The organism is Streptomyces sp. NPDC004647 (assembly GCF_040609575.1).
Taxonomy (GTDB): Bacteria; Actinomycetota; Actinomycetes; order Streptomycetales; family Streptomycetaceae; genus Streptomyces.
Genome location: NZ_JBEXKU010000023.1, coordinates 86,432 through 93,358 on the forward strand (window position 1 = coordinate 86,432; position 6,927 = coordinate 93,358).

Sequence of the window (6,927 nt, forward strand, 5' to 3'; positions counted from 1 at the left end):
CGATCATTTGTCCAGGTCAGGGCCAGGGAAGTGGGCCAGGGAGGTGTTCAGGGAGTTCTCCCTGCCTCCCTGACCCGTCGGCGGCGCGCTCCCTGTCATCCGTCGGCGGAAGCGGAACCGTCCGTGTCGCGGTTGGCGAGGGCGCGGGCGAGGCGGTCGCGGGCGACGACCATCACGCCGTCGGACTTGTAGGGCTCCGCGCCGGCGTCGTCCAGGACGCGCTTGAGGTCGATGAACGACCAGCCGCCGTAGGCGTCCGCGTTCCGCGTCGCGAGCCGCGCCAGCACGTCCTTCGTCCGCACGCGGGGTGCGTCGCCGACGACGGCGGCGATGTCGGCGAGCGGGTCGTGTTCCTCGCCCCGCTCGATGGCGTGCAGCGTGGTCACGCCGTCGCGCAGGGCCTTGGCCCGGTCCGTGATGGCCTCGGCTGCGTCGTCGTCGATGTAGTGCGTGCGCACCGTGATGGACGACTGTCCGGCCGGGATGGTGACGCCGTCGGAAGCGACGACCAGGGTCCCCCGGTCCAGCCCCGGACGCAGCAGGTTCGGCGCCGCCCCGCCGTCAACGGCCTTGTCTCCCAGGGCCATGCGGGCTTGGGATTCGGTGCCGAGGGCGAGGGATGCGCGGGTGTGGGCGCCCTCGCGGACCAGCTTGGGAAGGTTCTCGTTGGTCGGGTCCTGGGTGCCCTGCCACATCAGCACGTTCACGGCCCGTCCCTGGTTGTGGATCTTCCGGACGGCCATGAAGTACCGGGAGTTGGCCTTCGACCCGCCGTAGGGTCGCTTGTCCTTGTCCTTGGCCGGGCACATGAACGCCACCTGTGCTTCGTCGACCAGCACGATCAGCGGCGGGAACACGGTGCCGGGCGGGGCCTGGATGCGGCGGTTCATCTCGTTCACCGCGCTCTCGACCATTTCGGTCACCTGGATCACGTGCTCGTCCGTCGGGCCCTGGATCAGGGTGGTGGCGAGCCCGTCGAACATGTTCCAGTCGCCCACGCCCTTGAGGTCGCCCATGAGGAACTGCACCGACTTGTCCAGCGCGAGCCACAGGGCCAGGGAGCGCAGGGCCACGGTCTTGCCCTGGTTGGACAGGCCCGTGATGAGCAGGTGGTGCTGGTACAGGCTCAGCGCGGCAGCATCTCCGCGCAGATCCTGGCCCCAGGGGGCGCGGCCCTTGGCGTAGTCGGCGGTCATCGTGTCGTCGGTGACCAGCGGGGACGGGCCGATCGGCTCGTCCAGTGCCCCGGAGTCGGCCACCCACAGCCGTACCGTCCGCGCGGCCTGCGGGATGGTGATGAACACTTCGTGTTCGTGCCGGGTGAGGTTCTCGGCGAGCTTGCGGCGCTTGCCCTGCACCTCGTTGGTCGACACCCCGGAGGGAAGGGTGACGTCGACTTCCACGCCGCATCCGGCGATCCGGATCGGTCCCAGCATGGAGGCGCCGGCGTCGCCCATCTCCTTGATGGCGTTGCGCAGGGCGGGGACTCCGAGGTCGCGCAGGGCCTTGACCACGATCGACGGCGTGATCGGCTCCCCCTCACCCGACCGCACGTTCGCGGGCAGTGCCCAGTTCGGGGCGGCTTGCTGCTTGCGGCCGACGGACCACAGGGCGAGCAGCGCGAGGAATGGGCCGATCGTGAGCGCCGGACCCCACACGACCTGCACGATCCGGATCAGCAGGGCGATGAAGTCGATCGTCGCCGACAGCGGGGTGATCACGTCGCCGACATGCCCCGTGTTGAGGGCCATCACCACTCCCAGGGCGACCAGGACACCGACACTCATGCCAGCGCCGACGGCGGCCCCCTTGGCGGCCTCTACCGGGGAGTGGAGCAGGTCCATGCGGCGGTGGTGGCGGGCGGCGCGGAAGCGCTGCAACCGCTCCTCCCACTCCTCGGCCGCTTCCAGGTTCCCCGCGGCTTCCGCCGCGCGGATCATCCGCTCGTAGCGGGCACCGGTACGGCCGTCCCAGGTCCGGCGGGCCACGATCCGCCCGCCGTTGAGCGTGTACAGGCTGTGCCGGGCCGCAGCCCGCATCGTCGCCCTGGTCGACTCGTGCGTGGCGGCCACCTTCACCGCACGCCCGGAACGCACCCACAGCGGCACCGGCCGGGCCGGCGGCGCGTCGGGCACGACCGTGAGCACGGTGGGGGCGGTGTCGGGGGTCGGGGGGTCGCTGGGCTTGTGGAGGTGGACGACGTTCTCAGACATGCTGGAAGTGCTCCTGACTGCCCACAAGGGGCGGGAGTAAGGGAGAGCCGGGGTGGCCGTGTCCGTGGAAAGAGGCGGCCACCCCGGCACCGAAATGGGCTGGTCAGAACCAGCCGGAAGACTTCCTCTTGGCCTTGGCGCGGGCAGCCTCGGTCGTGAGCCGCTGACGCTCGCCGTGCAGCGCGGTCAGCTCCGCGTTCAGCCGCATCTCGGCAGCGCTGCCGGTGGAGTCGAGCTGCGCCTCGGCACGGCCCGTGCTGCGGCCCCGGGCGGCGCGGTAGGAGCCGCCGGCCAGGGCGCGGGCCATCGCCCGGCGCTCACTGCCGTTCAGCGGCCACCACTCACCCCGGCGGACCGCTTCCAACTTCTTCGTGGTCGCCTGAATCGCGCGGTCCAGGCGGCGGATATCGGCATTGCGCATGGTCAGACGCTCCTCGCAGAGTCGGCAGGGTCGGGGTAGGCGCACGTCACGCAGGTACCGAGCGACCGGGGGATGACGTAGCCCGCATCCGTCCGGCACTCCGGGCAGATGCGCCGGGCAGCGTTCGCCTTGCCCAGCGCCGCCCACCGGCCCGGGGTCATCGGCCGCACGGGCTTGGCGAGGTCGACGCGGTAGAGGTAGGCGATCAGCGGCCCCCGGCGGCGCCGTGGCCGTTCGAGCTGAGCGGCCACACACTGCCCACCGGGCCGCAGTCCGCATGCCCGGAGCTGTCGGCGGGTGACGTAGCCGTCCGGGGCCAGGCGCCACCGGTAGACCGGCAGCGTCGCCATCACGCGGTCTCAGCCGTGGCGGCGCGTTCGGCGAGGATCGTGTCCCGCAGCGACCGGGCGTTCGCCGGTGACGTGTGGATCGCGCGGCGGATGCCCTCGCCGGTCACCTTCGCGTCCGGCCAATCGGCCGTCGCCGCCCGCGCTTCGACGAGCAACTGTTCCGGCGTGCGCTTCGGGCGGGTCGACTTCGCCACGGCCGGGACACGGCCGGTGGCGCGGCGCGTTCGGGTCGACTCAGCCGCCACCGCGCGCCGCTCGATCGAGGCGACCGGAGCAGGGGCGACCGGTGGGAGCGGCTTGAGCGGCATCGACTTGCCCAGGTCGACCGCGACCGGATCGGGCAGAGTCAGCCGGCTCAGCGTCACCACCGGGTCCGGGGTCGATTCGGGCAGGTCAGCCGTAGACCGTTTCCTATTGGTATCGGCTGATTCCTTCGTATTCGCGGCTGGTGTCGGATCGAGGGGGATCCCGCCGAACATGGCAGCGAGCGCGGCGTCCGCACCGGCGGTGACGCGGTCACGCTGGACGTCCAGCAGCCTCGATCCGAGCGCCACGTCCCCGACCCCGACCTTGCGGGCCAGCCGCCACGACGCCCGGTCCGAATGCTTCCGCACCCGGCTGGTCGGGTGATGCGCGGCGCGGGCACGGTGGTAGGCGAGTGCCTGCACCAGATCGGCGGTGTGGCGCTCGTTCTCCGCGTCGCGGCCGTCGGTGTGCACCACGATCCGCCGGGCCAGGAACGCCATGCCCTCAGCGGCGACCGACATGCCTAGCGGAGTGAGGGCGTAAATGACGGTTGTGCCGCCGTCCTCACCTGCCATGCCGGCCATTACCGAGGCGGCCCCCGGCAGGACCCACAGACCGGCACGGACCACAGCCGGGGACGACTGCCCCAGCATGGTCAGCCCCAGCAACACCAGCGCCAGGACCGCCGTGGCGCCCTCACCGGCCGCCACCGCACCCAGTGCGGTGCCTTCGCCGTAGGAGCCGCTGATGTTGGTGTAAGTGCCGTAGGCCCCGGCTCCGCCGGTTGCCAGCATCGGCACGAATGCCGCTGTGAGAACGAGCTTCTGAGCCTTACTCAGCGGCCGGCGTTCCATCAGGCCACCTCCGGAGAACTGGCGGTGCGGTTGGCCAGCTCGCGCCGGGCCGCCAGGACCCGACGCCGGGCCCGGCGGATACGCCGAACGTCCAGCTCGCACGGCGAGCGGTCCAGCGTGATGATCTGCGCGTCCAGCAACTCAATCTGCGCCTCGATGACGGGCATCTCGCGCTCGATCGCGTCCAGCTCAGCGTCCGTCGGCTCGACGTCCGCGCTCGGGGGCGTAACAGCTTTCTGACGTGCAACGATGAACCTCATTGGGTCGTTGAATCCCTTCTGCGAGGAACGGCCCGAAGCGGCCCCGGTGGTGAAGCACCGGGGCCGCGTGCCGTTGGAGCGGGGTAAATTCCGGCTCCCCTCAGCCCCGCCCGTACGGCCACAAGGTCGGACGGGCGGAGGAGGCAACCGGCCGCAGACGTGCTGCGGAGAGGTCGAATTGCGCGGGTCGTTCTCCGCGCGGACCGCCTTCTTGCACCTGAGGACAGGCGGTAGATCCTCGGTCCACTGTTGAGTTCTCAAAGGGCGAGCGCTTCCTTCGGACCCGTTTCACGGGGCCCTCCAGGCGACTCAGAACTTCGTGTCGGAAGTTCCGCTGAGTAAGAAGGTAGAGGCAATCGTGAGGGGTCGTCAACAACTTCTGACACGAAGTTAGGAAGGGCGTGCATCCAGGCCAGGTACACTTATTGACGATCCATCACTTGACCTGGGACAACCTCCGACACGAAGTGGATCGGCGAGATTGAAACTTCCGACCGGAAGTTGGGTAACCTGCTGGGCATGGCATCCAAGGCAGCCCCGGGAGTCCGGGACATCGCAGACGTCCTGCTCGATCGCATCGCCAAGGGCGACCTCAAGCCCGGCCAGAAGCTCCCCAGCACGAGCGACCTGGTGAAGGAGTTCGGCGTCGGGGACAAGTCGATCTACCGCGTGATCTCACTACTCAAGGCGAGTGGGCAGGTCGAAGGCCGCCAAGGGAAGGGCGTCTTCGTCCGCGATGTACGTCCCCTTGAGTGGCGCCTCCACCAGTTCGAGCGGGGAGACCGGCGCGACGACAGCGCCACAGGCCGCGACGACTGGAAGGCCGCCGCCTCGGAACAGGGCCGCGAGGCCACTCAGGACACCCCTCAAGTCAGCGTCGAGCCCGCTCCTGAGGACGTTGCGGCCTGGCTGGACGTCGAGCCGGGCACATTCGTCGTTGCCCGCCGCCGTGTCCGTCGCGTCGACGGGACCCCGTTTCAACTCGCAGACTCCTGGTTCCCCACCGCCGTGGCCCTGGACACGGACCTCATGGTCGAAGAGGACGTAACCCGACCTGGCGGCATCCTCGCCTTCATCGGACGCCCGCAAAAGCGGCTCCGCGACGAGATCCGTTCTTGGCCGCCGGCCACGCCGGAGGAGGCCGCCCGCCTCGAACTCCCCGAGGGTGTCGGAACTCCCGTCACGCGTCACGCCCGGGTGGGGTACGGCGAAGACGGTGCGCCGATCCGAGTCATGGTGACCGTGGCGCCTGGGCACCTGAACACCCTCGTCTACGAATTGGACGTCTGATGAACGATCACGAGATCCGGCGCGCCACGCTGCACGACGGTGAAGTCCTGACGGGCCTGAGGACCGAAGCCGAGGACTGGCTCGCTGCGGCCGGTATCGACCAGTGGCGAACTCCAGGGTTCCGTGATCGAGCCCTGGCGAAATGGAAGGTGGACATCGAGCACCACCGCACGTGGGTGGTGGAGAGGCGTGCCGCCATCCTTGCCACCGTGACCCTCGCTCCCCCGGACCGGGATTTCTGGACCGAAGAAGACGAGCCCGAGACGGCCGTCTACGTCGCGAAGCTCATCACCGCGAGGAAGGCCGCCGGCCAGCAGCTCGGGGGGCGCATTCTCGACTGGGTCGGCTCCGTTGCTCGCACACAGGGAAAGCCTTGGGTCCGGCTCGATTGCTGGCGAGCCAACGTTGCCCTCCAGGAGTACTACCTGCGCGAGGGCTTCCATCACGTGCGCACGGAGGCACCTTCGCACCGGCTCTCAGGCTGGATGGCGCAGCGCTCCGCCGACGTGACCATGCACCCGGACGCCCCGCTAAGGCAGCAGACGCTCCCCGTTCCACCGCAATCTCAGGAGGGTCTCCGAGTGAGTGGTGAGTGAGCGGCGCGCAGCCACGCAACCCCCACACAGCCGTCGCCGACACACAGACGAGAGGCCCCGGAGAGATCCGGGCCTCTCGCGTTTCCCAGCGGGCTAAGGGAAGGCTGTGCTCGCAAGCCAGGTGGGAGGCTGCTCCTCTTCGTGACTGTGACTGATGGTCCGGGCGACACCGCCGGGCCCTCTCTGGGCCCTCCGGGGGCGACAAGCAACGGTCAACAACGACCAACCATGACCGCCCGATCGCAGGTCAGCGGGAGTTTGTGTTCCGCTGACCTGGTCAAAAAAACAGGCCCGCCAGACCCAGGGCAAGAAGAAGTAGCAAGCCGCCCCCCGGCGTCCCGCACCGACGGAGGGCCCCGGCCGAGATCTGTTCAGATCCTCGGCCGGGGCCCTCCGTCGTACGTATCCGCCGGTGCGGCTATCCGCACGCGCCGCCGCACTGACACGCGCCGCCGCTCTGGCATCCACAGCTGCACCCGGACCCGCAGCCGCAGTTGCCGAGCATGGGTACCGGCATCTCGGCCAGCTGGGGTGAGCGGTCGGTGGACTGCTGTTCGCGGCCCGGAACGGTGTTGGGGGAGTCGGTCATGAAATCCCTCCTCGGAAGGCAGAGCGCCTGCCGTCCACTCCATACCCGCGCTCGCAGGCGCGTCAACGGCGCGCAGAAGCACGGGGACGCCGCGCGGCGTCCCCGTGC

7 protein-coding genes are annotated in these 6,927 nt (G+C 69.7%); 2 read left to right on the top strand and 5 right to left on the bottom strand.

Annotated features, from left to right (window positions below):
- Positions 1 to 95 precede the first annotated feature (95 nt).
- The 5 genes from ABZW18_RS13205 to ABZW18_RS13225 form a co-directional block, all read right to left on the bottom strand.
- A complete protein-coding gene (locus ABZW18_RS13205; protein WP_356186268.1) occupies positions 96 to 2,213 on the bottom strand; it encodes an FtsK/SpoIIIE domain-containing protein in 2,118 nt (705 codons plus the stop codon).
- A 103-nt stretch (positions 2,214 to 2,316) separates the two neighbouring features.
- Positions 2,317 to 2,634: a hypothetical protein gene (locus ABZW18_RS13210; protein WP_356186271.1), complete on the bottom strand. Its 318-nt coding sequence runs from the start codon at positions 2,632 to 2,634 to the stop codon at positions 2,317 to 2,319.
- Between the two features lie 2 nt (positions 2,635 to 2,636).
- Entirely contained in the window at positions 2,637 to 2,984 is a 348-nt protein-coding gene (locus tag ABZW18_RS13215) for an RRQRL motif-containing zinc-binding protein (protein ID WP_356186273.1), read from the bottom strand.
- Positions 2,984 to 4,084: a conjugal transfer protein gene (locus ABZW18_RS13220; RefSeq protein ID WP_356186276.1), complete on the bottom strand. Its 1,101-nt coding sequence runs from the start codon at positions 4,082 to 4,084 to the stop codon at positions 2,984 to 2,986. Before ABZW18_RS13220 ends, ABZW18_RS13215 begins: the two co-directional genes overlap by 1 nt.
- Positions 4,084 to 4,344 (bottom strand): DUF6284 family protein, encoded by a 261-nt coding sequence (locus tag ABZW18_RS13225; RefSeq protein WP_356186278.1) that lies wholly within the window; start codon positions 4,342 to 4,344, stop codon positions 4,084 to 4,086. Before ABZW18_RS13225 ends, ABZW18_RS13220 begins: the two co-directional genes overlap by 1 nt.
- A gap of 519 nt (positions 4,345 to 4,863) precedes the next feature.
- Between ABZW18_RS13225 and ABZW18_RS13230 the strand changes: the two genes are divergently transcribed.
- Positions 4,864 to 5,634 (top strand): GntR family transcriptional regulator, encoded by a 771-nt coding sequence (locus ABZW18_RS13230; RefSeq protein ID WP_356186281.1) that lies wholly within the window; start codon positions 4,864 to 4,866, stop codon positions 5,632 to 5,634.
- The gene (locus ABZW18_RS13235; protein ID WP_356186284.1) at positions 5,634 to 6,230 is read left to right on the top strand and encodes a GNAT family N-acetyltransferase; all 597 of its coding nucleotides are present in this window, start codon (positions 5,634 to 5,636) and stop codon (positions 6,228 to 6,230) included. Before ABZW18_RS13230 ends, ABZW18_RS13235 begins: the two co-directional genes overlap by 1 nt.
- Positions 6,231 to 6,927: the final 697 nt, after the last annotated feature.